The sequence below is a fragment of the Kineosporia rhizophila genome, assembly GCF_021277265.1.
Classification (GTDB): domain Bacteria; phylum Actinomycetota; class Actinomycetes; order Actinomycetales; family Kineosporiaceae; genus Kineosporia; species Kineosporia rhizophila.
Map to the genome: position 1 here is coordinate 156,472 of NZ_JAJSOH010000009.1, position 25,529 is coordinate 182,000.

General features: G+C 66.6%; 28 protein-coding genes. 13 read left to right on the plus strand and 15 right to left on the minus strand.

All coding sequences use genetic code 11. The annotated features are described in order from the left end of the window. Positions 1–5: 5 nt before the first annotated feature. Positions 6–1,058, minus strand: a complete 1,053-nt coding sequence (locus LWF15_RS15740) for a diacylglycerol/lipid kinase family protein (RefSeq protein ID WP_232811562.1) — start codon at positions 1,056–1,058, stop codon at positions 6–8. Positions 1,059–1,213: 155 nt separating this feature from the next. Here LWF15_RS15740 and LWF15_RS15745 point away from each other — a divergent pair, with 155 nt between their 5' ends. The 7 genes from LWF15_RS15745 (at position 1,214) to LWF15_RS15775 (ending at position 6,122) form a co-directional block, all read left to right on the plus strand. Beyond that, positions 1,214–2,071, plus strand: a complete 858-nt coding sequence (locus tag LWF15_RS15745) for an HAD family hydrolase (RefSeq protein ID WP_232811563.1) — start codon at positions 1,214–1,216, stop codon at positions 2,069–2,071. 40 nt (positions 2,072–2,111) lie between these two features. Then, positions 2,112–2,921, plus strand: a complete 810-nt coding sequence (locus LWF15_RS15750) for an SDR family oxidoreductase (RefSeq protein ID WP_232811564.1) — start codon at positions 2,112–2,114, stop codon at positions 2,919–2,921. A gap of 85 nt (positions 2,922–3,006) precedes the next feature. Next, positions 3,007–3,168, plus strand: coding sequence for a hypothetical protein (locus LWF15_RS15755; protein ID WP_232811565.1), 162 nt, complete (start codon positions 3,007–3,009; stop codon positions 3,166–3,168). Then, positions 3,165–3,746 (plus strand): PRC-barrel domain-containing protein, encoded by a 582-nt coding sequence (locus LWF15_RS15760; RefSeq protein ID WP_232811566.1) that lies wholly within the window; start codon positions 3,165–3,167, stop codon positions 3,744–3,746. The genes LWF15_RS15755 and LWF15_RS15760 overlap by 4 nt, the downstream gene beginning before the upstream one ends. Further along, positions 3,743–4,177, plus strand: a complete 435-nt coding sequence (locus LWF15_RS15765; RefSeq protein ID WP_232811567.1) for a PRC-barrel domain-containing protein — start codon at positions 3,743–3,745, stop codon at positions 4,175–4,177. The genes LWF15_RS15760 and LWF15_RS15765 overlap by 4 nt, the downstream gene beginning before the upstream one ends. A 32-nt stretch (positions 4,178–4,209) precedes the next feature. Then, positions 4,210–5,163, plus strand: a complete 954-nt coding sequence (locus LWF15_RS15770) for a sulfite exporter TauE/SafE family protein (protein WP_232811568.1) — start codon at positions 4,210–4,212, stop codon at positions 5,161–5,163. Further along, complete coding sequence (locus LWF15_RS15775) at positions 5,154–6,122, plus strand: hypothetical protein (RefSeq protein ID WP_232811569.1); 969 nt, start codon at positions 5,154–5,156, stop codon at positions 6,120–6,122. Before LWF15_RS15770 ends, LWF15_RS15775 begins: the two co-directional genes overlap by 10 nt. On the opposite strand, the gene LWF15_RS15780 is transcribed toward LWF15_RS15775, so the two are convergent. Together LWF15_RS15780 and LWF15_RS15785 are read right to left on the minus strand one after the other, a co-directional pair. Beyond that, entirely contained in the window at positions 6,123–6,899 is a 777-nt protein-coding gene (locus LWF15_RS15780; protein WP_232811570.1) for a ferredoxin, read from the minus strand. It lies immediately after the preceding gene. Positions 6,900–6,908: 9 nt separating this feature from the next. Next, the gene (locus tag LWF15_RS15785) at positions 6,909–7,739 is read right to left on the minus strand and encodes an HAD family hydrolase (RefSeq protein ID WP_232811571.1); all 831 of its coding nucleotides are present in this window, start codon (positions 7,737–7,739) and stop codon (positions 6,909–6,911) included. Positions 7,740–7,793: 54 nt separating this feature from the next. On the opposite strand from LWF15_RS15785, the gene LWF15_RS15790 reads away from it, so the two are divergent. Continuing rightward, a complete protein-coding gene (locus tag LWF15_RS15790; protein ID WP_232811572.1) occupies positions 7,794–8,120 on the plus strand; it encodes a hypothetical protein in 327 nt (108 codons plus the stop codon). 195 nt (positions 8,121–8,315) lie between these two features. On the opposite strand, the gene LWF15_RS15795 is transcribed toward LWF15_RS15790, so the two are convergent. The 5 genes from LWF15_RS15795 to LWF15_RS15815 all read right to left on the minus strand — a co-directional run bounded on the left by LWF15_RS15795 (position 8,316) and on the right by LWF15_RS15815 (position 13,556). Further along, the gene (locus LWF15_RS15795) at positions 8,316–9,089 is read right to left on the minus strand and encodes a response regulator transcription factor (protein ID WP_232811573.1); all 774 of its coding nucleotides are present in this window, start codon (positions 9,087–9,089) and stop codon (positions 8,316–8,318) included. A 281-nt stretch (positions 9,090–9,370) separates the two neighbouring features. Further along, complete coding sequence (locus tag LWF15_RS15800) at positions 9,371–9,697, minus strand: DUF779 domain-containing protein (protein ID WP_352396689.1); 327 nt, start codon at positions 9,695–9,697, stop codon at positions 9,371–9,373. A 276-nt stretch (positions 9,698–9,973) separates the two neighbouring features. Then, on the minus strand, positions 9,974–11,497 hold the full coding sequence (gene adh / locus LWF15_RS15805) for an aldehyde dehydrogenase (RefSeq protein WP_269810236.1): 1,524 nt from the start codon (positions 11,495–11,497) through the stop codon (positions 9,974–9,976). Between the two features lie 125 nt (positions 11,498–11,622). Further along, complete coding sequence (locus LWF15_RS15810; RefSeq protein ID WP_232811575.1) at positions 11,623–12,885, minus strand: helix-turn-helix domain-containing protein; 1,263 nt, start codon at positions 12,883–12,885, stop codon at positions 11,623–11,625. Positions 12,886–12,968: 83 nt separating this feature from the next. Next, positions 12,969–13,556 (minus strand): ATP-dependent Clp protease proteolytic subunit, encoded by a 588-nt coding sequence (locus tag LWF15_RS15815; RefSeq protein WP_232811576.1) that lies wholly within the window; start codon positions 13,554–13,556, stop codon positions 12,969–12,971. A 225-nt stretch (positions 13,557–13,781) separates the two neighbouring features. Between LWF15_RS15815 and LWF15_RS15820 the strand changes: the two genes are divergently transcribed. After that, positions 13,782–14,141, plus strand: coding sequence for a helix-turn-helix domain-containing protein (locus tag LWF15_RS15820; protein ID WP_232811577.1), 360 nt, complete (start codon positions 13,782–13,784; stop codon positions 14,139–14,141). 120 nt (positions 14,142–14,261) lie between these two features. Continuing rightward, positions 14,262–14,636: a hypothetical protein gene (locus tag LWF15_RS15825; protein WP_232811578.1), complete on the plus strand. Its 375-nt coding sequence runs from the start codon at positions 14,262–14,264 to the stop codon at positions 14,634–14,636. Positions 14,637–15,208: 572 nt separating this feature from the next. On the opposite strand, the gene LWF15_RS15830 is transcribed toward LWF15_RS15825, so the two are convergent. Both LWF15_RS15830 and LWF15_RS15835 read right to left on the minus strand, forming a co-directional pair. Further along, positions 15,209–15,739 carry a VanZ family protein gene (locus LWF15_RS15830; RefSeq protein WP_232811579.1) on the minus strand — a complete coding sequence of 177 codons (531 nt, stop codon included), beginning with the start codon at positions 15,737–15,739 and terminating at the stop codon, positions 15,209–15,211. 50 nt (positions 15,740–15,789) lie between these two features. Beyond that, complete coding sequence (locus LWF15_RS15835; RefSeq protein ID WP_232811580.1) at positions 15,790–16,224, minus strand: hypothetical protein; 435 nt, start codon at positions 16,222–16,224, stop codon at positions 15,790–15,792. Positions 16,225–17,355: 1,131 nt separating this feature from the next. Between LWF15_RS15835 and LWF15_RS15840 the strand changes: the two genes are divergently transcribed. Next, a complete protein-coding gene (locus tag LWF15_RS15840) occupies positions 17,356–17,757 on the plus strand; it encodes a hypothetical protein (RefSeq protein ID WP_232811581.1) in 402 nt (133 codons plus the stop codon). 27 nt (positions 17,758–17,784) lie between these two features. Continuing rightward, positions 17,785–18,330: a tyrosine-type recombinase/integrase gene (locus tag LWF15_RS15845; protein WP_232811582.1), complete on the plus strand. Its 546-nt coding sequence runs from the start codon at positions 17,785–17,787 to the stop codon at positions 18,328–18,330. Positions 18,331–19,169: 839 nt separating this feature from the next. Here the strand turns inward: LWF15_RS15845 and LWF15_RS15850 are convergent. From LWF15_RS15850 to LWF15_RS15865, 4 genes are all read right to left on the minus strand, one after another. Continuing rightward, on the minus strand, positions 19,170–20,192 hold the full coding sequence (locus LWF15_RS15850; protein WP_232811583.1) for an MAE_28990/MAE_18760 family HEPN-like nuclease: 1,023 nt from the start codon (positions 20,190–20,192) through the stop codon (positions 19,170–19,172). Positions 20,193–20,278: 86 nt separating this feature from the next. Beyond that, complete coding sequence (locus tag LWF15_RS15855; protein ID WP_232811584.1) at positions 20,279–21,631, minus strand: DUF262 domain-containing protein; 1,353 nt, start codon at positions 21,629–21,631, stop codon at positions 20,279–20,281. Between the two features lie 358 nt (positions 21,632–21,989). Further along, a complete protein-coding gene (locus LWF15_RS15860) occupies positions 21,990–23,186 on the minus strand; it encodes a hypothetical protein (RefSeq protein ID WP_232811585.1) in 1,197 nt (398 codons plus the stop codon). Next, positions 23,173–24,114 (minus strand): helix-turn-helix domain-containing protein, encoded by a 942-nt coding sequence (locus tag LWF15_RS15865; protein ID WP_232811586.1) that lies wholly within the window; start codon positions 24,112–24,114, stop codon positions 23,173–23,175. The genes LWF15_RS15860 and LWF15_RS15865 overlap by 14 nt, the downstream gene beginning before the upstream one ends. 641 nt (positions 24,115–24,755) lie before the next feature. Here LWF15_RS15865 and LWF15_RS15870 point away from each other — a divergent pair. Continuing rightward, positions 24,756–25,013 carry a hypothetical protein gene (locus LWF15_RS15870; protein ID WP_232811587.1) on the plus strand — a complete coding sequence of 86 codons (258 nt, stop codon included), beginning with the start codon at positions 24,756–24,758 and terminating at the stop codon, positions 25,011–25,013. Here LWF15_RS15870 and LWF15_RS15875 read toward each other — a convergent pair. Beyond that, positions 24,996–25,421, minus strand: coding sequence for a helix-turn-helix domain-containing protein (locus LWF15_RS15875; RefSeq protein WP_232811588.1), 426 nt, complete (start codon positions 25,419–25,421; stop codon positions 24,996–24,998). The genes LWF15_RS15870 and LWF15_RS15875 overlap by 18 nt on opposite strands. Positions 25,422–25,529 lie beyond the last annotated feature (108 nt).

Below are 25,529 nucleotides of genomic sequence, written 5' to 3' on the forward strand. Positions count from 1 at the left end.
ATGGGTCAGCCGGGCACCCGGACTATCAGCGCTAGCGGGTCGACGCTGGCCTTGAGTGTCTGGGCCTTTCCGGCCGGGTCGCCGTCCAGCTGGGCGAACATCGGGCGGTCGGCCTGGATCTCCACCGTCTGGCAGCGGAAGTGCTCGACCGTGGCGTGGTTGCGTCGCGTGAGCACCGCCCCGACCACCGGCAGCCAGCCCGTCATGCCCCTGGGGGAGACCACCACCACGTCGAGCCAGCCGTCGTCCGGCAAAGCTCCCGGCATCAGCTGGATTCCGCCCTGCAGCATGCCCACGTTGCCCACCACCACGGCCCGGATCTTGCGCTGTTGCACCGGTCCGTCGTCCACCCGCATGGTCACCGGCGTCCGTCGGCCCCGCAGGCGGCTCGCGCCGGCCACCACGTAGGCCACCCAGCCGATCTTCTTCTTCAGCTCCGGTGCCGTCGTCGCCATCACCTCGGCGTCGAAGCCCAGGCCGGACATCACCAGGAAGGTCTCCCGGCGGGGCGGGCTGCCCAGGGTGTCCGACATCTCCACGTGTCCCACGTCGATGGTGCGATTGCGCCCGGTCAGGGCGATGTGCAGCGAGGACTCCAGGCGGTTGGGCGGGATGCCCAGGTTGCGGGCCAGGAGGTTGCCGGTGCCGGCCGGCAGCAGGCCCATCGGTACACCCGTCTGGGCCAGTGACCCGGCCACGGCCCGGGTGGTTCCGTCACCCCCGAAGGCGACCACCACCGACGCCCCGTCCTGGACCGCCTTCTTCGTCTGTCCGCGTCCCGGATCCTCGGCCGTCGTCTCCAGCCACACCGGGGCGCGCCAGCCCAGGCGCCCGGACAGCACCTCGATCTGGCGGCGCCGGGCGTCGTGGTCGTCCACCTTCTTGCTGTGCACGACCACCGCGGCCTGCGGCGCCCCCGCCCCGTCCAGCGAGTCCTCGCGGCGGCGGGCGAAGAGCAGGCGGCGGCGGGTGAGCACGAGCGAGACCAGGACGGCCACGGCCAGCAGGAGAACGACGACCAGAACGACGTCCCTGACGACATCGCTACTGATCGACATGAAGTGCACGTTAGCCCGGGTTCGGGGCCCGGCCCTCCCAGACGCGGGGTGACGAGACTTGCGGTTTGAGATCCGCAGGCCCTGTCACCTCGACTTGGCCTTCGTCGTCATCAAACGACCCCGTTCCGTAACCTCCGGCCGATTAAACTCGGCGAATGACAGACCACGTGATCGAGAACCGTCCCCGTACCGACCCCGCCGCCGACCACTGGGCCCCCAAACTCGTCGCCCTGGACATCGACGGCACGATCCTCGACCACGACCAGCGGCTGACCGACCGGGTGCGCGAGGCGGTGCGGTCGGTGGCCGACCTCGGCGTGCACGTGGTGATCGCCACCGGCCGCTCGCTGAACGAGACGCTGCCCGTGCTGGACCGGCTCGGCCTGGTCAGCGGCTGGGCGGTGTGCAGCAACGGCTCGGTCACCCTGCGCCTGGACCCGCTGGCCCCGAAGGGCTACGAGGTGGCCGAGACGGTCACGTTCGACCCGGCCGACGTGCTCACCGTGCTGCGCGAGCACCTGCCCACCGCGCTCTACGCGCTGGAGACCGGAGCGGGCAACTTCCTGCTCACCGCGCCCTTCCCGGCCGGCGAGCTGGAGGGCCCGCACGTGCGGGTGGTGGACACCTTCGAGGAACTCATCGTCGAGCAGGCCTGCCGGGTGGTGGTGCGCAGCCCCGATCACACCTCGGACGACTTCATGGCGCTGACCCGGTCGCTGGGCATGCACGGGGTCAACTACTCGGTCGGCTGGACGGCCTGGCTCGACCTGGCCCCGGAGGGGATCAGCAAGGCCAGCGCGCTCGAGGTGATCCGGGGCCGCCTGGCCGTGGACGCGGGGGCCACGCTGGCGGTCGGCGACGGCCGCAACGACATCGAGATGTTCGGCTGGGCCGGCCGGTCGGTCGCGATGGGCAACGCCACCGAGGACGTGAAGGTGCACGCCGACCTGGTCACCGGCCCGGTGGCGGAGGACGGCCTGGCCGAGGTGCTGGAAGGTCTGCTGGGGCGGTAAATCACTTCCGGTCCCCGGCCCGGCTCGGCATGATCGCCGGATGGGGACGACAGACAACGCTGGTGCAGGGACGAGCGCGGCCGGGAACCGGCCCGTCGTCCTGGTCACCGGCGCCGGAAGGCTCGTGGGGATCGCGGCCGGCATCGCGACCAGGCTGGCTCAGGACGGCTGGGACGTCGCGACCACGCACTGGACGCCCTACGACTCGCGGATGCCCTGGGGCGAGCAACCCGAGGACGTCGCCGAGCTGGGGTCTCGCCTGAAGGCGACCGGAGCGAGAACGGTTGCGGTGAACGCCGACCTCACCGACGTCCGTACGCCCGAGACCGTCTTCGACGCCGTGAACGAACAGCTCGGGCCGGTGAGCGCCCTGGTGATGAGCCACGCCGAGTCGGTGGACTCGGATCTGCTGAGCACCACGGTGGAGAGCTTCGACCGGCACTTCGCGGTGAACGCCCGGGCCACCTGGCTGCTGGTGCGCGAGTTCGCCCGCCGGCTGGCCGAGCCCGGCGACCGGGCCGTCGACCCCGCCCGGATCGTGGCCCTGACCAGCGACCACACCACCTTCAACCTGCCCTATGGGGCGAGCAAGGGTGCCCTGGACCGGATCGTGCTGGCCGCCGCCCGGGAGCTCGCCCACCTGAGGGTGACCGCGAACGTGATCAATCCCGGCCCGGTCGACACCGGCTGGATGGACACCGAGTTGCGCGAAGAGCTCCGACTGAAGACGCCTTTGGGCCGCCTTGGGAGCCCGAAGGACACGGCCGCGCTGGTCTCTTTCCTGCTGTCGCCGGACGGCGGCTGGATCAACGGCCAGCACCTCTTCTCCGACGGCGGCATACAGAGCTGATCCGCCGTCCTCGGGATGCCGCGAAGATCGGAACGCGCCACGATGGTCAGGGCGCGCCTTTGCGCCGGTCAGAGGGGAGTTCGCCGTGGATCTGTGGCAGTGGGTCGTACTGGTCGTGGGGGTGCTGATCCTGTTGACTGCGGTGGTCTACGGCATCCAGGCCCGGCGGCGTAGGGGCAGCGTGGTCGCGCAGCGCTCGCGTGGCGGCAACGTTCCGCCCGGCGGGGTTCCGGGAGATCGGTCGTGAGCGTCCTGCTGCGGGCCGCCGAGCTTCTCAAGCGGCCGGTGGTCACCCTCGCCGGCGAGGACGTCGCGCAGATCAAGGACGTGATCTACTCCTCCGGCTCCGGGGAGCTGGCCGGTTTCACCCTGAACGGCCGGGGCATCTTCGCCGGGCCGCTGAAGCAGACGCTGCCCTGGGCGAACGTGCACGGCCTGGGCCCGGCCGCGGTGATGATCCGCAGCGCCGAGAGCCTGGCCGACCGGCACGCCTTCGACGGTGAGCTGGAGGGCGCCGGCGGTGTGGTGATCGGCTCGATCGTGCTCACCGAGGGCGGCCGTAACCTCGGCGTGGTCACCGACGTGATCCTTTCGGTGCACGAGAAGAGCACCGACGCGGTCGGTTACGAGATCGAGCCGACCGACAAGTCGGCCCCCCGGCGGCAGTTCGTGCCGCTGCCCGACACGCTCTCGGTCTCCGGCGAGGCGCTGATCCTGCCCGAGTCCGCTCTCGACTTCATCCGTGACGACCTGGCCGGCTTCGGCGCCGCGGTCGAGGAGTTCCGCGCCCGCCTGGGCCGCAGCGCCGGGGAGGCCCCGCAGTGATCAGGTTCAGCGACATCTCCGGCAACCCGGTGATGGACACCTCGACCGCCACCACGGTGGGACGGGTGGAGGCCCCGATCATCGATCCGGCCACCCAGCGGGTGGTCGGGTTCCGGGTGAAGAAGAGCAAGGGCCCGGGCGACGTGCTGCTCTGGAGCGCGCTGGCCGGTCTCGGCCCGGACGCGATCACGGTGGCCTCGACCGACAAGGTCGCCGAGCCGCCGGAGGAGCTGAAGGAGCGCTCGGGCCGCAAGCTCGACGTGCTCAAGCGGCCGGTGCTCACCGAGCACGGGCACCCCCTGGGCAAGATCCGGGACGTGGAGTTCGACCCGGCCGACGGCCGGGTGACCAGCCTGCTGCTGAAGGACACGTTCGTCGACGGTGGCCGGCTTCTGGGAATCGGCCGGTACGCCGTGGTCGTCGCTGGCTGACTTTGCCCCGCGCTGTGGTTACCGTCGGTGTCATGGGGGTTGACCCGGAGGAACAGGTCGCGATTCTGCAGGCGCGCATCCACGAGCGCCTGGCTGAGTTGCGGGCGGTTGCCCGGGGTGTGCCCGGCCAGGCTGCCGGGCGCGAAAGCCTCGATCCGGACAGTGATCTGGAAGCCGGGTCCGAGGTCCGCGAGATCGACCTCACCGACGGCATCGACCTGAGGGACGCACGGCCGGGCTGGGACGAGGACGGCGACGTGCTCGACCTGGACGACAGCGACGAACCCGAGCGCGACGAGTTGGACGACGACCAGAACGAGGACGACTGGGGCGGCGACCAGATCGACCGGACCGAGCGGGCGGACCGGATCGACCGGAACGACCGGGCCGGGCGGAGCGCCTGGGGGGAGCGGGCCGAGTGGGGTGAGACCGACGAACCCGGCCCGAAACTGCTGGGTGATCTGAGCCTCTCCACCGACCTCGACGAGCCGCGCCACCCAGCCCGCCGCGAACGTCCTTCATTGCAGGAGGCCACCGACGCGGTCATCGCCGCAACCCGCGAACTGATCAACTACGAACGCCGGCTGCCGATGCTGATGGACGCGCAACCGCGCCGGCTGAGCCTGCTCATCGTGCGCTGGTCCGGGGTGCTGACCGCCGCGGTGGCTGGATCGGTGCTGCTCGCGGCCCTGGCCGGCTGGCTGCCCCGGTGGTGGGCGCTGCCTGCCCTGATCTGCGGCGGCGCGGCCTACCTGCTGCTGCGGCTGCCGGTGCACCCACCCGGAGACCGGCACGAGTCGCTGCGGCCGGGCTCGGTCGTGGTGGCGTTCGGCGCACTGGTCACGGCGATCTGCGCGGCCTCGGGCCTGCCGGCCACGGTGCTGCTGCTGGGCGTGGTGGCGATCGGCGCGGGGATCTGGCACGTGCAGCAGACCCCGCTGCGGATCGCGGCGCTGCCGAGAAGGGTGCGCGACTCATGGCACTGATCAGACCGCGCCCGGCCCCGGACACCGAGCTGCACCATGCCGTCCTGCAGCTGCGCAACGACGTCGAGGACCTGGGCGGGGCGATCGCCGACCTGCCCGACCGCTTCGACACCCTGAACTCCTCGCTGACCGACGTGCGCAACGCCCTGCACCTGGTCGAAAGACGTTCCGAGGAGGCCGAGCTCACCGCCCAGGACCTGGCCGCGCTGGTGAAGCGGCTGAACGCCCGGGTGGAGTGGCTGGAGCGCAACATCCGGCTGCAGTCCGACGTCCCCGAGGCCGAGCTGGACGCCCTGGACCGCCGCGAGCTGGAACTGGCGCAGGTGGCCGAGGAAGGGCACCTGGCCAAGGCCGGTCTGCTGCAGGCGGCCAACCGTTCGTCGCTGGAGGCGGCGGTGTCGGCCCACGCGGCGGCGGTGCGCCAGCACTCGCATCATCGGGAAGCCGCGATCGGCGCCAGCGAGGTGCTCGCCGACACCCATCGTGACGATCCGCGTCACTCCGCCGCGGTGGAGGAGTTCGAGCTGGCGGTGAGCGGGCTCGACGAGACCCGTAAGCGCCTGCGCGGGCTGGCCGCGCCGGCCCTGGAGGCCGCCGAGCTGCTCGCTGCCGACGAGGAGAACCAGGTGGCGGTGGCCGACGTGATCGCCGAGGGGGAGCGGGCCTGGGCCGCGCTGCAGGTGCGCCTGCGAGCGCGGGTGGCGGACGCGGTGGGCGGCGGGGCGCTGCTGCCGAGCTGGTTCACCTCGGTGCTCGGCCCGATGCCGGCCGCGCAGGACACCCGGGCCTGGATGGACGTGGCCACCAGCCTGCTCGCCTACCGCGCGACCTACGCGGTGACCGACCCGGTGATCGCTCTGGGCCTGCCTCCGGTCGACGGGGAGAACCCGCGCCGCCGGGCCTGGTACCACCAGCTGCGCCGCCAGTTCGACGACCTCGACCGGGCTGCGCTCAGCTAGCTACTTGCGCCGGGCCCGGGCCTCACGCCGGGTGCGGGGCTGGTCGGGGGCGTAGGGCCGGCGCGGCTCGTAGCCCTCGAAGAAGCTGTCTCCCGGCTCGTACGGCTCGGCCTCGGGCACCAGGGCGGGCTGGCCGTAGGCCGGGGTGGCGTGGCGGGCCATCCCGGTCGGCGGGGTACGGCGCTGGGTGGCGTTGGGCCCGGTGACGGCCTGGATCGCGCCGGTGATCGGATCGTCGGCGGGAACCGGGCGACGACGGGGTTGCGCCTGACGCGGCGGCTCAGCAGCGGCGGCCGCGGCCGAACGGCGAGGGGATTCCGAAGCAGCCGCTGCGGCCCGGGCCCGCCGCCGGGGGGAGTCGGCGGCCGCAGGCCGACGCGGTGCTGCCTCGCCTGCCTGGGCTGCTGGCTGGGCCGCGACCGGAACCGGCGGCGAGGCGACCGGAATCACCGGCGACGTGACCGGGGTGACGGGGGGAGTCCGGCGCTGGACCGGATGAGACCCGGTGACCGCCTTGATCGCGCCGGTGATCGGATCGTCGGCGCCGTTGCCCGACGGCGCGTTCTTGATCGTCTTCTCGACCAGCAGCAGGGCGAGCGTCGGGCAGGAGGCGACCGCGCGCTGGGCATGCGCCTGCACGCCCCGGGTGACCGCCCGGTCGGCCAGGATCGGATAACCCCACTCGTCCAGCGTGATCAGCTCGGGAACGAGCTCGGCGCACAGCCCGTGCCCCTTGCAGGCCGGCCAGTCCACACTCAGCCGTCGCTCCGCCGCCATGAGCGGAATCTACCTTCCGACCCTGGGTCCGCGTTCACTGAGCAGGGCCTCGATCACCTGAGCGACCCCGTCCTGGTCACAGGGCGGAGCCTGACGACTCGCCGCCGCAATCGCGTCGGGGTGCCCGCCGGACATCGCATAGCCGGTTCCGGCCCAGGTCAGCATGGGGATGTCGTTGGGCATGTCGCCGAACGCGATCACGTCGCCGGCCTCCACCCCGAGCTCGCCGGCCAGCCAGGCCAGGGCCGTTGCCTTGGTCACGCCCGAGGCCGAGATCTCCAGCATGTGGCCGTTCGGGTCGGAGTGGACGGCCTCGGCCAGATCTCCCAGCGCCTCCCGGGCCAGCACCAGCAACTCGTCCGAGCTCAGCTCGCCGTAGTGGTCGGCGGACTGCTTGCACAGCACCTTCACCACCGTCGGGGCATCGTGCAGCAGTTTCGGGACCGGGCCGGTCAGGGCCTCCGGGTCGGCGGTGTGCACCGGCATGTAGTCGGCCTCCCGCCGGTAGCCGTCCAGCGTCTCCAGCGCGAAGGCGGCGCCGGGGATGCGCTCCCGCAGCCGCTCGGTGACCGCCAGCACCGCGGCGGCGGACAGCGCCCGGCTGCTCACCACGTCGCCGGTGGCCAGATTCAGCACCACCGCGCCGTTGCCGCACAGGGCCAGCCCTTGGTGACCGGTCATCTCCACGATCGGGTTCATCCAGCGCGGCGGCCGGCCGGTGACGAACACGACGTGGATGCCCAGCCGCTCGCAGGCGGTCAGCGCAGCCAGGGTGCGCGGTGAGATCCGGCCGTCCGTGCGCACGATCGTTCCGTCCAGGTCGCACGCAACCATTCGCATCCGTACATCCTGCCCTGCCAGGGGCATTCCCGCGCACGCCCTAGAGTGACCAGCATGGACGAGGAGGACGACCGCGGGGTCCGGCTCTGGTCGGGCAACGGCCTGACCGTGTGGGCGGCCCTCGACGACGGCGAGCTGACCATCACCGGCGAGGACCTGAACGCGCAGGAACTGTTCGGCGAAGAGGTCTCGGAGTACGCCTACGGCCTGACCGTGGCCCCCGAGGACGTGCCCCGGGTGCTGGACGCCCTCGACGTGGCCGAGGGCGTGGGCATCATCGACGCGCTCGTGCTGCGGGGGGCCGACCTGGTGAAGATCGGCGAGGCCGCCTGGCTGGAGAGCATCGGGGTGGAGGCCGAGTTCTGGTCGCGGATCAGCTGATCGGAACATCGGAAGAAGACGCCGGGCGGGCGCGACATCCTTCGCGGCGCCGCCCGGCGCCGAGGCGATGAGATCGAGCCGGATCCGCAGGGCCCGGTCCTCGCCTCGCCGGACACCCCCCGCGGCGTCCCGGCCACTCATCACGCTAGGGGCCTACCCCCGAGTGGGCATGCCCCGATTTCGGGGGACCGCTGGTCAGTCGTCGTGCCTGCTCTGGGCCTCGTGCAGCAGCCCGTCCTCGACCGCGCGCCGGTGCAGGGCGATCTTGGTGCGCGCCTCGCGGCCGGCGTGCGCGTACTTCTCCCGAACCCGGGTGAGATACGTCTTGGCCGTCTCTACCGAGATGTCCAGCTGCCGGGCAACGGTTTTCAGGGGCAGCCCGGAGGCGTAGAGCACCAGGGCCCGGCGTTCCTGCGGGCTCAGGGCGGGCCCTGGCTCGCCGTGCTCGTCGGCCACCAGCATCGCCGCCAGCGCCGGCGTCACGTGCCCCTCGCCACGGGCTGCGGCCCTTACGGCCTGGGCCATTTCGTCGGCATTCTCGCTCTTCGGCACGTAGCCCAGAGCACCGGCCGAAACGCACTCGCGCACCCGGCGGGGGTCGGAGAACGTGCTGACCACCACCACCGCCACCCCGGCGGCCGACAGCTCCACGATCTTCGCACCCGCCGGGACGTCGTCGCCCAGGTCGATGTCGAGCAGGACCACGTCCGGTGGGAACTCGCTGTGCCGCACCAGCTCCCGGAACTCGGTGACCGCGATGACCACGTCCAGGTCGTCGGCCCGGGTGGTCAGCCAGGTGCTCAGCCCGTCGAGCATCAGCCGGTGGTCGTCCACAATTCCGACCCGGACTCGGGAGACAGGATGCTGCCGGGGGATGAGCTCGAGCCGGTCCTGATGCTGCAGGTGCACTTCGCCGGGCTTTCTGGAGTGGGTCTCCCTCAGCCGGCTCACCTTGTCGCGCTCGTCCACCCCGCCCTCACATCCTCCCCTTGACTCGGCCCGGCGAACTTCGCGCGGACCGTCCCGCCCGCTCGCCATCATGCCCAGTCGGCAGCACTGTTCCCGCAGGTCAGATCGGGAGAGTCTGTGCAGGTCGTGAGCGCGCCCGAACCGTTACCGGAGCGGATCGGGACTCCCCGGACGATTGGGCCCACCCGCGTCCGCAGGTTCTGACCAAGACCCGACCAGACCAAATGGGGGACGTCCGTGGGCACCAGGCCCACGGACGTCCCCCATTCGGTGGTGTCGGTTCAGTTCAGGGCGCTCTGCTCCTCGTCGGTCAGCAACCGCGAACGGATCAGGAACCGCACCCCGTGCGGGGCCTCGAGTGAAAAGCCCGCTCCCCGGCCGGGAACCACGTCGATCGTCAGGTGGGTGTGCTTCCAGTACTCGAACTGGTTGCGGGACATCCACACCGGCACCCGCTCCTGGTCGAGGGGCAACTCGGCCAGCAGTACGTCGGCGTCTCCGGTCAGGAAGTCGCCCAAGGGGTAACACATCGGCGAACTGCCGTCGCAGCAGCCGCCGGACTGGTGGAACATCAGCGGGCCGTGCTGCTCGCGCAGTGTGCGCAGCATCTCGACCGCGGCCGGGGTGAAGGCCACCCGGGTGTAGGGGTCGTCCTTCACCACGTCGGCCAGTTCGGCCGCCACGACTGTGTTCTCGGCGTTCTCGGGCATCCTCGACCACCTCCTTCACTGAGTCTCACCGAGGAAGGGGCCACCGGCCATCCCATCTGCCCGTGCTCGTTACCGAACGGGATGGCCGGCGGTCCTTTCCCGCGTCGGACGTGACCTGGAGAAGGGCCACGCCCAGCACCCCCGCCCAGCCGGGAGTGCGCGTCAGGGGTCGGATCAGAAGAATCCGAGCTTGTTCGGCGAATAGCTGACCAGCATGTTCTTGGTCTGCTGGTAGTGGTCGAGCATCATCTTGTGGTTCTCCCGGCCGATGCCCGAGCCCTTGTAACCACCGAATGCCGCCGCCGCCGGGTAGGCGTGGTAGTTGTTCGTCCACACCCGGCCGGCCTGGATGCCCCGGCCGAACCGGTAGGCGGTGTTGATGTCCCGCGACCAGACCCCGGCGCCGAGGCCGTACAGCGTGTCGTTGGCGATCTTCATCGCCTCGTCCTGGCTGTCGAACCGGGTCACCGAGACCACCGGGCCGAAGATCTCCTCCTGGAAGATCCGCATCGCGTTGTCGCCCTCGAAGATCGTCGGCTTCACGTAGTAGCCCTCGGCCAGGTCGCCGCCCAGGTCGGCGCGCTCGCCGCCGGTGACCAGACGCGCGCCCTCGGCCTTGCCGATGTCGAAGTAGGACAGGATCTTCTCGAGCTGGTCGTTGCTGGCCTGGGCGCCGATCATGGTGTCGGTGTCCAGCGGGTTGCCGGCCACGATCGCCTCGGTACGGGCCACCGCGTCGGACAGGAACGAGTCGTAGATCGACGACTGGATCAGCCCGCGCGAGGGGCAGGTGCAGACCTCGCCGTTGTTCAGGGCGAACATGGTGAAGCCCTCGAGCGCCTTGTCGTAGAAGGCGTCCTTCTGGGCGGCCACGTCCTCGAAGAAGATGTTCGGGCTCTTGCCGCCCAGCTCCAGCGTCACCGGGATGATGTTCTGGCTGGCGTACTGCATGATCAGCCGGCCGGTGGTGGTCTCCCCGGTGAAGGCGATCTTGCTGATCCGCGGGCTGCTCGCCAGCGGCTTGCCGGCCTCCACGCCGAAGCCGTTGACGATGTTGACCACACCGTCCGGCAGCAGGTCACCGACCAGGTCGATCCAGTGCATGATCGAGGCCGGGGTCTGTTCGGCCGGCTTGAGCACCACGGCGTTGCCGGCGGCCAGCGCCGGGGCGAGCTTCCACACGCCCATCAGCAGCGGGAAGTTCCAGGGGATGATCTGGCCGACCACGCCCAGCGGCTCGTGGAAGTGGTAGGCCACGGTGTCGTCGTCGAGCTGGCTGATCGAGCCCTCCTGGGCCCGGATCGCACCGGCGAAGTAGCGGAAGTGGTCGATCGCCAGGGGCAGGTCGGCGGCCAGCGACTCGCGCACCGGCTTGCCGTTGTCCCAGGACTCGGCGACGGCGAGCGACTCGAGGTTCTGCTCCATCCGGTCGGCGATCTTGTTCAGGATCACGGCGCGCTCCGCCGGGGAGGTCTTTCCCCAGGCAGGCGCGGCGGCGTGGGCGGCGTCGAGGGCGAGCTCGATGTCCTCGGCGGTGCCCCGGGCGACCTCGCAGAACGGCTTGCCGGTGACCGGGCTGGGGTTTTCGAAGTACTGACCCTTGACCGGGGCGACCCGGCGGCCACCGATCCAGTGGTCGTAACGAGAGGCGAAAGTGGTGGGGCTGCCCGGCTGGCCGGGCGCTGGGAAGACAGCCATGGAAAACCTCCGACTCCCTCCGGCCCGACGGTGGACCGGAGCTGCCCCGACGCTAGGACGGTGAAGGTTGCAGCTACGTTGCGGCCCGACGTTGTCACCGACCGTTCGGCGTACTTGCGGGCATATCAGTGCCCTAGGCGGGCCAGACGGGCGCGGGCCAGGGCCTGCCGGGGCGAGCCGTCGGGCAGGGCCTCGACCAGGGCCTGCCAGGCCGCCGCATCCTCACTGCCCTCGGCCAGGCCGACCCAGCGTTCGAGCACCGCCACATCGCCCGAGCCGAGCACCGCCTCGCGAACCTCGCAGACGAACTCGTCGGTGAGGGAACGGATTCCGGGGGCGTCGGAGCCCGGTAGCGGGCTCCCGGTGAACTGGTCCATCGCCTGCAGCAGCCGCCCCTCGGCGAGGTGGCGGCGCACCTGGGAGACGTCGGTGCGCACCGGCAGGTTCAGCCGGTACGGCCGGGAGGAGAGCAGGGTGGGACCGAGAACCCGGCGCAGCCGGTTGATCTCGGCCCGCACGGTGATCAGGTGCTCGCCCTCGTCGTGCAGGGCCACGTCCAGGGCCTGGGCCGAGAGCCCGTTCGGGGCGCTGGCCAGCAGCCAGACCAGCTCGGTGTGCCGCCGCGACAGGCTGACCGTGCGGCCTTCCAGCTCCAGGCTGCCCGCCTCGGCGCCGAGCAGCCGCAACCGGGCGCCCGGAGGCGTGCGCGGTGCCGGCATCGGGCTGGGGGCCCCGAACTGCTTGCTGGGCCAGCTCTGCAGCTGCAGGCCGGACTCCACCGCAGCCGCGCAGGCCCGCACCAGGGCCAGGGTGCGCGGCCCGGCCACGTCCGGCCCGCCGGTCAGGTCGATGACGCCGAGCAGGTCACCGGTCAGCGGGTGGTGCACCGGGGCCGCCACACAGCTCCAGGTGCGCGCCCCCAGGCCGAAGTGCTCGCCCGCGCTGATCTGGACCGCCTTGCCCAGGGCGAGCGCGGTGCCGGGGGCGTTGGTGCCGGTGGCCCGCTCGCTCCACAGCGAGCCCTCGACGAACTGCATCTGCTCGGCCCGGCTGCGCAGCCGGTGGTGCCCCTCCACCCAGAGCAGCCGGCCGAGCGCGTCGCCCACCGCCACGATGTGCCCGGCCTCGTCCGCGTCCTCGGTGAGCAGCCGGCGGATCAGCGGCATCATCGCGGCCAGCGGATGGTTGGCCCGGTAGTCGGCCAGCTGCCCCTCGCTCATGTCCAGCGGGGCGGCCTCGGCCTGCGGGTCCACGCCGAGCGCCAGCGAACGCTTCCAGCTCTCGGCCACCACCGGGCGGACGATGTCGTCCGGCAGCGGCGTGCCGGGAGCGGCCAGGAAATGCTCCTGAACGGCCGCCAGCGCTCCGATCCGCTTCAGCGAGGACATGCCGCCGATAGTAAGTGAGGCAGGTCACCGACGCACCGGGCCACCGGGGACTATTTGCGCCCCGGCGCTGGCCGGTGCCTGCCTCAGGCCGGAACCACGCCGAGCGGGGCCGGCGGGCGGGTCAGCACCGCATCGACGAGGCCGTACTCGGCGGCCTCGGTGGCGGTGAACCAGCGGTCCCGGTCGGCGTCCGCCTCGATCTTCTCGAGCGGCTGGCCGGAGTGCTCGGCGGTGAGCCGGGCCAGTTGCTGCTTCATCCGCAGCATCTGCTCGGCCTGGATCCGGATGTCGGTCTCCGAGCCCCCGATGCCGCCGTGCGGCTGGTGCATCATGACCCGGGCCCGGGGCAGGGCGAACCGTTTGCCCTTGGCTCCCGCGGTGAGCAGGAACTGCCCCATCGAGGCGGCCATGCCCATCACCACGGTGGAGACGTCGCAGCTGATGTACTGCATGGTGTCGTAGATGGCCATGCCGGCGTCGACGGATCCGCCGGGCGAGTTGATGTAGAGCGAGATGTCCTTGTCCGGATCCTGCGCCGCGAGCAGCAGCAGGGCCGAGCAGAGCTGGTTGGCGTTGTCGTCGCGCACCTCGGAGCCGAGCAGCAGGATGCGCTCGCCGAGCAGCCGGGTGAGGACCTGGTCGGAACCGGGCACGTGCAGGGTTTCGGTCATGCCTCAACCCTCGGCCGCGCACCGGGCCCGGTTCCAGCGATTCGCCTGTGCGGAGATCTGCTGCGGGCAGACGATTTTCGATTGAGGACGAGTTTCCGCCGGCTTCCCGGGGTGGCTGCGGTCCGATCTGCTGTGAGCAGAGCTGCTGCTTTCGGGTTGCCCGCGGCCCGATCCTGACGGTGGTGCGCCGTAGGCTTGGGGACATTCGCCGAGGGAGGGGTTGCCATGCTGCTGCGAGGCCTGATCGGGACCGTTCTGCGCCGGATCCGCCTCGGCCAGGGACGCACCCTGAAAGACGTGGCCGAGACCGCCCGGGTCTCGGTGCCCTACCTCTCCGAGGTGGAGCGCGGCCGCAAGGAGGCCTCGTCCGAGCTGCTGGCCTCGATCTGCGAGGCCCTCGGGCTGGACATGATGGACCTGCTGTCCGAGGTCCGCTTCGAGCTGGAGACCGAGCGCCTGGCCGAGCTGGCCACCCAGCCCCGCACCATCGGCTTCACCGCCCTCGCCCAGACCGAGCTGGCCCCACGCCCGTCCCTGTCCTCCAACGCCGTGGGGCTGCACTCGGTGTCCATGGCCGCCGCCTGAGCCCTCGCCGTCGGCGACAGGGAGGCCTGCCACACTTACCCCCTTATGCGTATCCGGGTCGCGGTCGTCAGCAGCGTCGTGCTTCTTTCGAGCGGATGCACCCACGCCACCTCCGGCCAGGTGCTCGACGCCTCGGCCGGCCCTGCCACACCGCAGACCTCGAGCAGCCCTTCGCCTTCGGCACGCGCTGAACCGGTCGAACTGCCAGCGAGGGAGCCGGACACGCAGACGCTTCTGCAAGCTTCGGGTGCAGGCAGTTCCGCGCAGACGTGGCCGATCGAAGTGCAGGCAGGCGCGGTCTGGGTGGCGGTCAACTGCCTGGGCAAGGGGCAGGTCCAGGTATCCGCACAGCCTGCCGTCGACATCACGATCCCCTGCGACGCAGCTTCGATCACCCCGTCGCTGAACGAGATCAACGTGGGCAAGGCCCAGAGCTGGACCGTGAAGTTCACCGCCTCAGCCCCGGTCGTCTGGGCCGCCCGGGTCTCTCAATAGGGCCTCTGAACCCACGAACAACTTGCTGCTGCAAGCCAGGCCGCAATGACGAACGGCCCGTGACCAGCGGTGCTGGTCCCAGGCCGTTCGCACTGCTCACCAGGCGGAGAGCGAGGGATTCGAACCCCCGGAGGCTTTGACACCTCAGTGGTTTTCAAGAGGACCGTTTATTCGCTCTTGACCAGGGCAATCACCTTCGTGAGCAGCAGTCCTGCCTCGGCCCTGCCCCGGAGCAGCGTTACGCGGACTGTCAGCTTGGGAACTGTCGCCCGCTCGGATTGACCAGCAGCCACCTGCTCGGACGAGTGGCCGCGAGCGGCCTCACCTGCCCCCCGCGTGTCCCGGGCTATTAGCCCGTAGATGGCCCAGAAATGTGCTGCGTCGTCGTTACTTAGTCGCGCTCAATTCATTGGTACGAGGTGGCTAGCCGGACTGTTCGCTCCGCCTGAGGGACGGAGCTTCATAGATATCTGTTTACGCTGACGCTCCAGTGGTCTCATTGGCCGGCGTATCGCCTCACTGCCAAAATGCGAAAGCGCGCGTAGCCGACGCTACGCGCGCTTTCGTTCAGCCTAGTTGGCGCGCTTACCGCGAGAGGACGAACCGAAGTCCTCACTCTCCCCTTGGCTGTGCGAGTATTCTTCGCCAGACCAACGCCTCACCCAAGCTGCGCACAGGAGATATCCAAGCGCTACACCGGCGCTATTTAGGATGACATCGGTGATGTCAGCCGCGCGACCGGACATTGCAAGACATTGGTAAACCTCGATGGCGAGCGAGAGAACCGCACCCATGGCAACCGCAATCCGCCAGTTCATCAGCCACCCCCACCCCAGCGAAAGCACTGCCCCTCCGGGGATGAACATCAGGAAGTTTCCGACGGTTTCCGTATAGGTGCGATATCCTCCACCGAATGGGATGACATTGAACCTGCGGGTCGCTCCCACTACCTCAATACCAGGCAGCGTGAGAAAAAACACTCCCAGCAACCAAGCCACCAACAGGCCTGCGCAGAGTCGTCGTGCAAGGAGGTCGTTACCCTGCAACCAGACCCGCCGGATAGCCCTCATGATCAGCACGAAGCCGACGAGTCCAATGGCCATGAAGGTGGGAGCGTCCGCTAGCGTGGGTCTCATGGCGAAACACTAGCCTGTCACGTATAGGTGACCTTGCCGTCTCCCGCGAGCAACTGATTTTGCACGTGCACGGTCTTTGTTATGTGGAGGTACACCTTTTTATTCTTGGGGACGCCGGTGTAGCACTGTTTCCCCGCTGAACCAACCGTGAAGTTGAATGTGCCGACTCGGGAGTCACTGCCGGTCTTGTTTTGCCAAAGCTGAATTTTATACCTAAAGTCACCCCCGCCCTCCTCGAACGCCGGACGCGACTGGAAAAGATCAGGCCTGACGCAAATCTTTCCGCTTGCATTGCTGGAGAAGTTTGGCGTCTTAACGCCATTATCAGCACCGGAAATGAAATCGATCTTGAAGGTGTAAGGAAGTCCGACGTCAGCCAGAGCGGGCTGGGCCAGCAGGCCCACGCTCATTACAGCCGCGCCGAGGGCGATACCAAAGGATCTTTTTCGCACTGCGTCTCCTTGTGTCGGTTGTGCCCTTTGAACCTATTAACTTGGGCTTCCAGCCGTCAAGTGACGAAGAGCACCCCCCGGAAGCGCGACATTAGGCTGTCGGTTGGACGCTGCATCTGTTAAGCGCACGCGATTCGATATTGGGTAAGTGGCCCAAGCAACGTCGGCTGCTGTACTCGAAAGGGTTAGAACTGTGATAGTCCACGCAATGTTAAGTAGTTTCTCAGATCAGCGCCGAGGCAGAATTGTTAAGAGAGTCTCCGGCTCAGCCGTTGAAGGAGGGCCATTCAGAACGGCCTGACCGGCACGTTCGTTGGATCCAGGGACGGGCCGTGCCCTAGCCCTGGTCTCCGGGACCCGGAACTCAAACCCATCGGGCGTAGCTCGGCCGGCGAATGGTTCCGTGATTGTTCTGCTCGATGCTTCCAAAGTGCGGGATGCCGAAAAACCCCTGTTCGCAAGGCAATTCCCAAGGCGAACAAGCAGGTCAGAAGCAAGTTTTGCCGTGAGGGCGAGTCCAGGACAGTCCTGAGTAGTCGCCGCCGTCCCGGAGCGTTGTCACTCAGCCCAAGTGTAGGCGATTGCCGCTGCAGGGCTCCCGAGCCGTGTTCTGCAACTGCACAGCGGCCACTGCGGACTGCTTGAATTACTCAGCGAGAATAGTCGCGACAAGATATCGGCCAGAAGTCTCCGGTTCGCTTTATGATCTAATGACGTTTTTTGCGCTTCCGCTCAATGTGTCGTCACGGAGGGTCATCCGTTGTGTTTAATTCTCGCTCGCTGGTGCCTAAAGGTTAGGCATCCACTCCCCCTGGCTGTACTTGTGGTAGACGATTCTAGTCCGGGGGGGGGGATCCTTGTCGACGCTTTTAAACAGCCGCTCCTGGCTAGCCCACGCCATGGACTTCGCGGACATGAAATGGCCGCACGCGGCGGCGAAACACTGTGCCAGCATTGCCGATGCACTGGCCTCTCTCACACCTGCTCTGGTGACCACCGATCGAGGACGCCCTTCTCCGAAGGAACTGCGGTCCGCCCTCTATGGATGGGCTTTCAATAAAGGTCGTCGAGAATCCCAAGCTATGCCGGACGACATTGCGCGAATCATTAGGTGGGGCGAACGAGAATACGGTGCACGTCACCGCTTTGTCGGATGGCGCCTTGGTTCGGAAGGCTCTGGACCAGGCTGCCGTCAAGCTCGAGGGTACGGGTGCGGTGGCCGCAAACACGATCAACCGGCGCCGCGGAATCTTCTATGGGGCAATGAAGTACGCGGTCGAGTTGAACCTTCTCACCGCACACCCGTTCGATCGTATTTCCTGGAAGGCGCCCAAGTCAGACGGCGCGATCGACACGCGAACCGTTGTCGGCCCGGCCGCAGCGGCCATGCTCATCGACGCGGCAGGAGAGATGGCACCCCATCTCAAAGCGTTCTACGCCGTGATGTACTACTCGGCGCTTCGGCCTGAAGAAGCCCTGCATCTCAGGCCGGAGAACTACATCCGACCCAACGACGAAACAGGTTGGGGTTGACCAAACCTCACCGGATCTACGGTCGGCATGAATGCTGCTTGGAACGATGGCAAGGACTACTACGAGGATCGGACGCTCAAGCACCGCGGCAAGCAGACCGCCCGCCGCGTGCCTGCGCCGCCAGAACTGGTGGCCCTGCTGGACGAGCACATCACGACCTACAAGGTGCCGCAGGCCGGCCGATTGTTCATCACCCGGACTGGACACAGTCCAGGGCGGCCGGTCTCAACCACCACTTACACCCGGATTTGGCGTCAGGCGCGCGAGAAGGTCCTGACAGAGGCTCAGCAATCTTCACCGTTGGCCCGGGTGCCGTACCAACTCAGGCACGCCTGTGTGAGCCTCTGGCTCAACGCTGGAGTACCCCCGACCCAGGTAGCCGAATGGGCAGGCCACAGCTTGCATGTGTTACTGAAGGTTTATGCCAAGTGCATCGACGGCGAGGAGGAGCAGGCTCGCCGCCGAGTTGCCGACGCTCTGAGGGGCAGGGTCGAGGCACGGCCGAATGCTGCGTCCCCGTCCACTAAGCAGGATGCCGCGCTACTGACTCAGGACGGCGATCACGATGATTAAGAGAAACAGACCGATGACCGCGAACGAGACGTAGGGGTGAATCATCGTTGGCCCTCGTTCCCGGTTCCCGGAGAGAGCGTTCGAAGCGGCGGTCTGCGGCTGGCCGCACTTTGGGCAGGCTGGAGCGGCCTTGGCGACCGTGTGGCCGCATGCAATACATGTGCTGAGGAACTGATTATTCGTGGTCTCAGACATGGGGCTCCTCATTCCGGGCCGGGATCACCTCATGTGCTGCATCGGCAGCACTTCGCCCCCCTGTAGAGGGGGGTCCTTCTCCTGGCGTAGTCAGGGTGGGACCTCTTGTGGCCTGCGGAACTGCGAGATCTTGCCCCACCCTTGCCCCAACCAGTGAGATTCAGCGGCTCCAACTGAGACCGGGCGAGACTCGGACCACTCACACAAGAACGGCCCCTGACCCAGATAGTGCCAGGTCAGGGGCCGTTTTCACTGCTCACCGTGCGGAGAGCGAGGGATTCGAACCCCCGGAGGCTTTGACACCTCAGTGGTTTTCAAGACCACACCAGGCACGCCCCTGAGCTGGGCATTCTCAAATTTCGACCAGGTCGGCGACACGCCGGCGACAGGGTTCAAGCCCGCGTTCCCGATACACGGTTTAGGAAACCGATGCGGCTCTGCTCCTGACCTGGGCTCTACGTCCGCTGAGCTTGCTGTGGGACACAGGTGGGAAACAGACCTATTCGGCCGTGATCAGACGCAGGCCGTTATGGTCGACGAAGCGTGCGAACCGTACGCTTGAAAGCTCTTCTCCATTCTGTCCGGCCAGCGGGCAGCGACCATTGAATTGAGTAGGTCAGTTGGCGTGGAACCTTCTTATCGGTTCACCCGTTATCGTTCGTACCTTCTGGGTCGCCGCTAGTTTGCGCCTGGGGGAGCAACTCATTCGGCAGCACCAGAAACGACATTTCCCTCGGAAAAAGAATCAGTCTATTGCGCTTAGTCACGCGAAGGGAGAGCTTCACACCCACTTCGGATCCTTCATAGGCGGCAGTTATGGAAGTGTCCTTACTTTGCAGCTCCAGAATCTCGCAGCACACAGACGCTTTGCCTCCGTCAGAAACAATGCATATTACATCCCCCTTCTCAAGCGCTGAACTTACGTTGTAGTAGCCGGCAATGCTGTTCCTAAAAACTCTATCGGGGACGCCCAGATCACGCCCCAGAGTTTGTGCAACATACTCGGCCACCACGCTTGCAGACTTGCTGTATAAAGCACCAGCAAAAGCTTCTACGACCCTGATGTAGGCGAGTAACAACTCTGGTGCCAAGAGTTCGACCGTCCCACCATGGGCCACCGCGTTTCGTCGTTCAGCTAGGTCGTCAATGGCGAAGAAGGGGTTGTTCTCGTCGGGAAACACCTCCTTCACAGCAGCTATATAGATTGGGTCCTGTTCAAGTGATGATAGATCAATGCCGGCCCGATTGAAGAGCGATCGAACGGTCTCAAAACGAAAGTTGGCCGTGTGATGCGAATAAACTTGATGGTTAACTCGAACGGGACTGAGTTCTCCAAGCTCGTGACTTAGCCCGGCGATCAAGTCCTTTCCATTGAGGGGGCCATGGTAGCGACCTGACTCCATGGCGTTCAGGACTTCTAATGTCAATAGTTGGTGATGTCGACGCAAAGTCTCGGGTAGTTCCTTATAAGACTTGCAGTAGGTGGCAATCTTTTGAACCGTCTCCTGCATCAGCCCTTCGACGAACTGCTCGAAGGCAGCATAAAGTAATACGATCGTTCCGGAGTAAACGAATTTCTGGACATCAGTGGTTGAAACCAAGTTGCTTTTAATCGCGGATATCGCAGAAGTGGATGGCGACACCACTTGCAAGTCGGAATCGGGCACAGAGAATGCGTCAAGGATGGACTCATGCAGATCCAGATTTGCACGCAGCCTCTCCGCGGACTGGAGTAGCTGGCGATACTCGCCCCTCACGTCGCATCCGCTGGCACGTATCGGCCATTCTCTAGCACGCTGTTGACAAAATCTGCCGCTAAACGATCACGTTCACGAAGATTGCTCATGTTAGTCATGCGGGCATCAAAACTGTCTACGTGAGTTTGATAGAATTCCTTCACGGACTCCTGGAACTGCGGTGCCAGCTCACGCATTTTGTGAGCTCGATCAAGATTTTGGCTGAACACAAACATAAACGCATCGTAAGCTGTAGTGGTAGGGCGCTCTAGCCAATCCCAGTGATTATGCCGGTATCGCCAAAGCCAAAAGGCGCGCTCACCCAAGACATCGTAAAGCAATTCTGTGGTCTGCACGAAGAGGTGGCGAAGGGATTCGAGTGTCTCTTGCGAGAACATGTTTCCCTGTTTTAGGTAGGCGTCTAGGTAGGTGCTAAGCGCTCCGCCGCCGATGCGTCGTCTCTGCCGATGAGCGAAAAAGCGTAGCACCAACTCCACGTCGAACATTGTTTTATAATAGCGATTGAGTTCGAGTTCCTTTGCTTCGGCACCGTTTAGCCAATTGGTAGGGTCGTAAAGCTCTTCAGGAGTCGGCTCAGGAATGCCCCACATTCGGCAAAGGTTCCTGTCTCGGGACAGTTCTATACACAGTTTGTTGAGCCTCCCATTATAGATGGCGTTGCGCGTTTCCTGTTCTCTGAGCGCCTCGCCACCACTATTGATCCGCTCGAAAACCATCTGCTTGAGCCGCTCCGCTTCTCCGGCCGACTTTGCCGTCTCGCGAAGCAGAATAATGGAGGAAAGGTATCGCCGGTCGATCCCCTTTTTCACCTGTTCCGGGATTCTCGAGTAAGTGCGCCCTTCCAGTTCGCGCCATTCGGTGAGCCCGGTGAGCTCAAGTTCGTTGCGATAGAACGACAAAATGGCAGTCAGTCGTTGCAGTCCATCCATAACTTCATAGTGGGAGAATTCATCTTCGTATAAGAAAATCGGCGGCACGGGCACGTTCATAATAAAGGATTCGATAAGTCGCGATTGCTTTTCGGGTGACCAGCGATGCCTGCGCTGAAACTCGGGGTTTAGTTCGTAATCACCGCTTGCGATTAGGGAGGTAATAGTACTTAGGGGATATCGCGCCTGTTCGGTTATGATGCGAACGTCTCCCGAAATGTACTTTTCATTGATCAACTCGTCGGGAATGGTCGTTTCGGCATCATTTCCGGACCGAAGATCGACCTCCTCTCCTTCGAACAGCTGCATAGTGATGGGCGACGTGCTGGCCGCATCTGTCGAGGCTGAGGCAGCAGGCTCCAGGCTTGGCTTTCTGGTTCGTCCCGCTGGCTTGGGCTGCTTGGACTTGTCCCCTGGCACTTGAACTCCGCTCCGTGGTGGATGGCTACGCCCGAGAATACTTGGATGCAGGTGATCCTCAGAGCTTTATCCGCGATACCGCGGCCTTGATCCAGAAGAGAGTAATTCGGCAGTGCCTGGCTGTCGCTGGCGTCGAGCTGCCGGGTGCCCCGTCGGGTCGGTGCCGCAGGTGCCGCATGCCCGGCGGGGCGTCCCGGCCTTCCTCGGTGTTCGGCAACTGGTCTCAGTGCTGCCGCAGCTGAGGCTCTGCTGGAGTCGCGGCGTGGTCGCGGTTGTTCGGCAACTGCTGTTTGGGCGTGAGTTGAGGGCAGGAAGCACACCGTTGGTGCCTCCTGCCGTCATCACGTCGGGGCTGGTGTCAGCCTGCTGTGGGTCGTCGCAGGACGATGGGGGCGCCGTCGCCGCCGAAGGTAGGACCGGCCGGCCAGAGTTCGGCAAGCTCCGTCGGGGTATGGGGATGGTGGTAGACCGCGGTGAGGACCTTCTTGATGGTCGCCTCGTCGGCCTGGTCCCCGAGGTTCATGAACCAGTCGGTGCCGGCCGTGTACGACCACAGGTAAGACCTGAGCAACGGCTCGGTGCCCCGGTCGGACAGAAGGTTGCCGATCTGGTCCAGGCTCAGCCACGGAGCGCGGGCCAGGACGTGTTCGGCAACCTCGCGTAGCGGGAAGCCGGCGTTGATCGCCCGGTGCACTTCTCCTCGGACGATGTGCAGGTAGTGGTTGAGTCGGGCCTTGGCCATGAGCGGGGCGTTGTGGGGCTCGGTGTAGATCGGCCACGCCGTCGCCAACCCTTCCAGCAGCGGCTGGTAGGGAAGGTGCACCGTCATGGTGCGGACCCAGTCCACGTCTTCGTTCTCGGCGGTCTGCGCGAAGCTCGACAGCTGCAAGGCGTGGCCCAGGAGCTCGTGCTGGGCGAAAAACCGCAACCCATCCTCGGTGAACACGGCAGTGCGCTGGTTAAAGCGCAGCCGCGAGTGGTGGCCGGCGCCGTCGACCCAGAACGACCAGTAGTCGTCGATGTCCACGACCTGCACGTCCACCGTGTAGGTCGCCGTGGTTCCGGTCAGCTCACGCACCACGGGCTCGGCCTCATCGGCCAGCACCTGCACCTGCGTCGCGGCCCGCTCGATGGTCATGGGCGTTTCGAGCTGCTCCACGGCGTCGGCGAGGTTCGCGTCCCAGGTGATGCCCAGGTCGGCGTACGCCTTGCGGGCGCGGTCGCCCAGCTCGACTACGTATTCCTCGGACCAGCCGGCCGTGCCGCATCCCTGCGTGGCCCGCATGTACGCGTCCAGCTCCGGCCGCTCACCCAGCACGCACGATAGATAGGCCAGGTGGGCGCGGGTGGTCTGCTCGACCTTCGTCTCACCATCGGCCTTGGCCTGCTGGTTAAGCCTGGTGAGCTGGTCGTAGACGTCGATGCGGCTGGTGGCCGGGGTGATGGGTGCGTCGGTGGGGGCGCAGTCGTAGTCGATGACCTGCCGGCCGCCGCGCGCTTCCTCGTAGGCTCCCCAGGAACGGACGAGGGATTCGACCTGGTCACGCAGTCGCACGGGCCACGTCCCATCGCAGCGTCACACTCTGGTTGGACCGCAGGTCGCGGCGGGTCAGATCGATCACGGTCACGCTCTCCTCAGACTCCAAAGACAGGCTCTCGGTCGCGGTGATCTCGGAGCCATCGAGGCGCTCTTCAACCGCCGTGCAACCGCTGAGAGCTTCTACCCCGTGCAGGCGTAGCTGCAACCGAAGGAGCTGAGTGGGAAGGAAAACCGTCTGACGCCAGTACAGTTCGCTGGCGAACTGCCCACCGGTGGCTGTGTAGCCGACCGTGGCGGACTCGCTGGGAGCGAGGGCGGGGAAGATCTGCGCCATGAACTTCACCTGCACGCCCACGTCGTGGATGGGCTTGATGAAGACGCTGCGGTCGCTGTCGGTGGCCTCGATCACGATCGGGGCGTGGGTGTGCTTGAACCAGACCTGGCGGGTGAGGCCGGTGACCGGGGTGTCGCCGTGGTTGTTCAGGTGGTGGACCTGGCGGACGTCGACGCGCCCGTCCGGGTAGACGTCGAGTGTGACGTCCAGGCGCTCATCGACCAGCTCACCGGCCGCTGTGGCGGGGGCGAATTGAGGACGCTGGGCGCTCGGTAGTCCGGTCGCTGCGGTGTCGGTGGTGGTCCGGTTCGGGTCATGGCTCTCCCACAGCCGGGGCGCGAGGCCGAGGAAGCTGCCGGGGATGTGCAGGCCGTCTGCAATGCGCTCGACCACCTCGACGGAGGCGATGCGGTCCTTGCCGGTCATGATCCGGCTGACCCGCGATTGGGTCATGTTCTCGATCGGGGCGGCAATGCGGTCCTGGCTGGTGTGGTCCCACTGCCTCATCAGGTGGAACATGCGCTGGAAGTCGCGCTCTCGGCACGCTTCCTGGAAGTCGGCACGGGCCAGAAGGTCTTCCGAGACCGTGTAGTCCGACAGCTCCCGCATGCTTCCCCCTCGCTGGTGGCACCCACTGCTGCGTTGCGTTCGGTAGGCGGAAGGTTACCGCGCCCAAGTCAACCCTGTATGAGCGGCATGCCGCTTTTCAAGCGCTCGGGCGCTCCGAAAGCGTTCGGCAACCGCCGACAGGCATCCGTTCTGGGCAGGGTCCATGCAGGGTCGGTATAGATGCGCCGTGCGTTTCCGCAGGTCTTGCCGCGAAGCAGGCTTGTCTCACCGGCCTTTCCCGGGTGACAGCGGCGCAAGTCCTCGGGAGAGGCCGGCTCCAAGGATCGGAGCGGGAGGGAAGCTGTGAATCTGAGCCGTTTTCCACGCCGACGTATGGCGGGGCAACGCGTGAGAGTAGGACGGGCAAGAGCGGTGCCGGCCGAACCGCGCGGAAGCGAACCACCGAAGGGTCCGGCTCGACGCGCCGTGATCCCTCGGCAGAAGACTCCCGGCCAGTGAGGGCCGGGGGCGGCGCCTGGCTCCCGGTCAGCCTCCCTCCGCTGCGGTAAGAGCGGCGCCGGGGTGCGTGTCGGCCTCATTCGGGATGAAGGCCGGCACGCACCCACACATTGACTGCCCGCGCGCACTCGACGGGGAAAGTGCGCGCGGGCTTCCCGTTTTGCTGGCTAAAGGGAGTCGGGATGGATGCAGAGGAGCTTGCTTCGATGCTGCGTGAGCACGGGGTCACGGTGCATCGCACCTCGCCGCTGCCTCGGGCGCTCACCGGGGAGTCGGCGGTGGCGGTGTTCCTGGATCCGACGCGCAATCAGCGGGAACTGGCTCGTGGCTGCGTGATGCAGCTCGATGGGGTGAGCTCGGTGAAGTTCTCGGCCATCACGTCTTGGGTCATGTTCGTGACGTACTCGTCCCTGGGCCTGAACTCACGCGCGTGGGTCTGAGCCGGTCGGCCGGTCGGCCCGCAGGTGGTTCTCGACGCTGGCCAACCGGTCGCTGAGCTGCTGTAACGTGCGCTCGACCCGGGCTATCGCAACGGCCACCTGGTCCCCGGCGGGCTCTTCGGCCGGCACCTGTCGCTGGGGCGTGACCAGGATGCTGATCAGGTGATCGGCCGGCCAATTCAGGGCAACGGCGATCGCTTCCAGCGTTTTGTTCTGCACGCGTCGACTCGCGCCGTGCTGGACCGTGCGCAGTGTCGAGACGGAGATGCCTGACAGGCGTGCCAGTTCCTGCTGGCCGATCCTGCGGGCTGCCATGCGCTCGTTGAGCGCTGCTGCCACTGCCTGCCAGTCTTCGCCGTCGACCTGCCCCCGGGCCGTGTACACCGTTGGCGTTCCCCGCTCAGCCATGACCGAAATAGTAACCGCCGATACCAGCATTTCTTACCCTCACGCACTGCCTTTCTGGCCACTATGCAAACCATGTCTATTTCCGGCTCCGCGCTCATATGAGGTTGG